The 2,960-nt window shown below is 54.0% G+C and carries 2 protein-coding genes and 2 pseudogenes; 2 read left to right on the top strand and 2 right to left on the bottom strand.

Features of this window, described 5'->3' with window-relative positions:
* Positions 1-203: pseudogene (locus BBW68_RS15535) on the top strand (IS256 family transposase); the annotation flags it as partial.
* A gap of 54 nt (positions 204-257) precedes the next feature.
* Here BBW68_RS15535 and fre read toward each other — a convergent pair.
* Together fre and ubiD are read right to left on the bottom strand one after the other, a co-directional pair.
* Positions 258-959 carry an NAD(P)H-flavin reductase gene (gene fre / locus BBW68_RS02775; RefSeq protein ID WP_070133916.1) on the bottom strand — a complete coding sequence of 234 codons (702 nt, stop codon included), beginning with the start codon at positions 957-959 and terminating at the stop codon, positions 258-260.
* 45 nt (positions 960-1,004) lie between these two features.
* Complete coding sequence (gene ubiD / locus BBW68_RS02770) at positions 1,005-2,489, bottom strand: 4-hydroxy-3-polyprenylbenzoate decarboxylase (protein ID WP_070133915.1); 1,485 nt, start codon at positions 2,487-2,489, stop codon at positions 1,005-1,007.
* Between the two features lie 252 nt (positions 2,490-2,741).
* Here ubiD and BBW68_RS15530 point away from each other — a divergent pair.
* Positions 2,742-2,960 (top strand): annotated as a pseudogene (locus BBW68_RS15530) (helix-turn-helix domain-containing protein); the annotation flags it as partial.

Here is a 2,960-nt window from a genome sequence, read left to right as displayed (position 1 = left end):
CTGTCAGGCTGTTGAGCAAGCGGACGAAGAACGGCGGCTCGAGGGCGACGACGCTGGCGATGGTATTCAAGCTGCTCAAGTCAGCACAAAAGAACTAGAATCGACTTAAGGGTTTCGAGCTGTTGACTCTGGTGGTCAACAACCTGCCGTTCAAAGACGGCAAACAGGTGGAAAAGGAAGCATCAGACCGGAACGTTGCCTGATGGATACACCAGATCTGACAATAACTCGGGGCGGCATTGCAGCCCCCTGAACTGTCAGATAAAGGCAAAGGCATCGCAAAATATGCGCGCTTCCTGTGCGCCACGCTCGGCACAGAAACGCTCACGGGCAATTTTCGCCATTTCAAAGCTGCCGGCAATATAGATATCGTGCCCGGCAAGGCTGGTGTAATCCTGCATTACGGCAGTCAGCACAGTGCCGTTGCGGCCAGTGAAGCCCTCTTCCGGCTGCTCAACAACCGGGATAACCTGCAAATTCGGGTGCTTAACCGCCAACGCGTTCAGTTCATCCAAATCGTACAGGTGCTTCAGCTCACGCCCGCCCCAGTAAATGGCGATATCGCGATCTAGCTGCTGCGACAGTGCGGTCAGCAGAATAGAACGCGCATAGGAGAAACCAGTACCGCCTGCAATCAGCACTAGGGGGCGATCGCCCTCCTCACGCAGCCACGCATCACCGTGAGGAATATCTACGATGATCTGACGCTGTTGCTGAATGCGCTCCATGACTGCCATCGCATACAGGTTCAGCTCGGAAGCACCGATATGCAGTTCGATAATATCTTTTTCCATCGGCGTAGAAACCAGCGAGAACGGACGCTTATCATCTTCGTCCATTACGACCATCAGATACTGTCCGGCACGGAAGTTGAAATCTGCCTCCGGGATCAGTCGTACACGGTACACGGTATCGGTAATCGCCTCTACTGAGGTCACTTTACAGTTTAAGATTGTCATGCGTTCTCTCTGTCGGGTCGTCATTACCATTTGACCGCCAGCACTTCAACGCGCTGGCGTGTCACTCAAGATGCCTAACTTATCCCAAATTGCATCAATGCGAGCAGTCACCGCCGGGTCCTTACGGATCGGCGTGCCCCACTCGCGCTGCGTTTCGCCAAGCCATTTGTTGGTCGCATCCATCCCCATTTTTGACCCTAGGCCGGAAACTGGTGAGGCAAAATCGAGATAATCGATCGGCGTGTTTTTGATCAGTACCGTATCACGAGCCGGATCCATGCGCGTAGTGATGGCCCAGATCACATCGTTCCAGTCCCGCGCATTAACGTCGTCATCGCAAACAATAACAAATTTTGTGTACATAAACTGCCGCAGGAAAGACCAGACGCCCATCATGACGCATTTGGCATGCCCGGCATACTGTTTCTTGATCGTCACTACGGCCAAGCGATAAGAGCAGCCCTCTGGCGGCAGGTAGAAATCCACAATTTCCGGGAACTGCTTTTGCAGGATCGGCACAAACACTTCATTTAACGCCACGCCCAGCACCGAAGGTTCATCCGGCGGACGTCCGGTATAGGTCGAATGATAAATAGCATCGCGGCGCTGCGTGATATGTGTAATGGTGAATACTGGGAAGCTGTCGACTTCATTATAGTAACCTGTGTGGTCACCGTATGGCCCTTCCGGTGCCATTTCGCCCGGCTCGATGTAGCCTTCCAGCACGATTTCAGCTCTAGCGTGAACTTCGAGATCGTTAGAAACGCATTTCACCACTTCGGTTTTGGTCCCGCGCAGCAGGCCAGCAAAGGCATATTCCGAAAGGGTATCCGGCACCGGTGTGACGGCCGCCAGAATAGTGGCCGGGTCAGCGCCTAATGCCACCGAAACAGGGAAGCGTTCGCCCGGATGCTGCTGGCACCACTCCTGGAAGTCCAGCGCGCCGCCACGGTGTGACAGCCAGCGCATAATCAGTTTGTTTTTGCCAATCACCTGCTGGCGATAAATACCGAGGTTCTGCCGCTTTTTAAGTGGCCCACGGGTGACCGTCAGCCCCCAGGTGACCAGCGGGGCCGCATCATCCCGCCAGCATTTCATCACTGGAATGCGGTTCAGATCCACCTCATCCCCTTCGAAGATTTGCTCCTGACACGGCGCATGACGCAGCCGTTTGGTCGGCATGTTAAGCACCTGTTTCCACTGCGGCATTTTGTCGAAGAAGTCACTAAAACCGCGCGGCGGCTCCGGCTCTTTTAGAAATGCCAGCAGGCGGCCAACATCACGCAGCGCCTTAACATCTTCCTGGCCCATGCCCATCGCCACGCGATCCGGGGTACCAAACAGATTGCACAGCACTGGCATGTCGTAACCTTTGGGGTTTTCGAACAGCAGCGCTGGGCCGCTGGCACGCAGCGTGCGGTCGGCTATTTCGGTCATTTCCAGATCGGGATCGATCTCGTGTTTGATGCGTTTTAATTCCCCACGTTGTTCAAGCAGAGAAAGGAAGTCGCGTAAGTCGTGGTATTTCATGACTATCCATCAGTACGGTCAGTAAGTCGGTCATTATAGTGCCGATCCTGCGCTCGTCGTTAGTTTTGTTATGAAGTTTAGCCGCAGTGGAACAGCATCTGCGGCTGCGGTTCGTCTTGCGCCATTTTGCCATTACTCAGCAGGAACAACGCGAATTTAGATAATAAGTGCAACGCTCGGTCATGTAGATGGAGGGACGGTTAGCTACCGATAAGCTATCCTGCTCTTCCGACTAAAGATGAGCGAGTAACTATGAAATATCAGCAGTGAACCGAAGGATTACGATACCAGATAGCTCTGTTGTGTGAAGACAAAGTTAGTCAGGCCGAGATTGGTCGCCGGTTAGGCGTCTGTAAGTCAACAGTCTCGCGGGAACTGCGCCGTAATCGCTCTGTAGATGGCTACCAGCCTGCGGTAGCGCAGAAGCTCAGCACCAGCCGCCGCAAGGCTGCCGGCAAACGCAGGATGCAT

The sequence above is a fragment of the Candidatus Erwinia dacicola genome (assembly GCF_001756855.1).
Taxonomy (GTDB): Bacteria; Pseudomonadota; Gammaproteobacteria; order Enterobacterales; family Enterobacteriaceae; genus Erwinia; species Erwinia dacicola.
The sequence above is the reverse complement of the archived record's forward strand: the minus strand, read 5'-3'. Positions and strand labels throughout refer to the sequence as shown.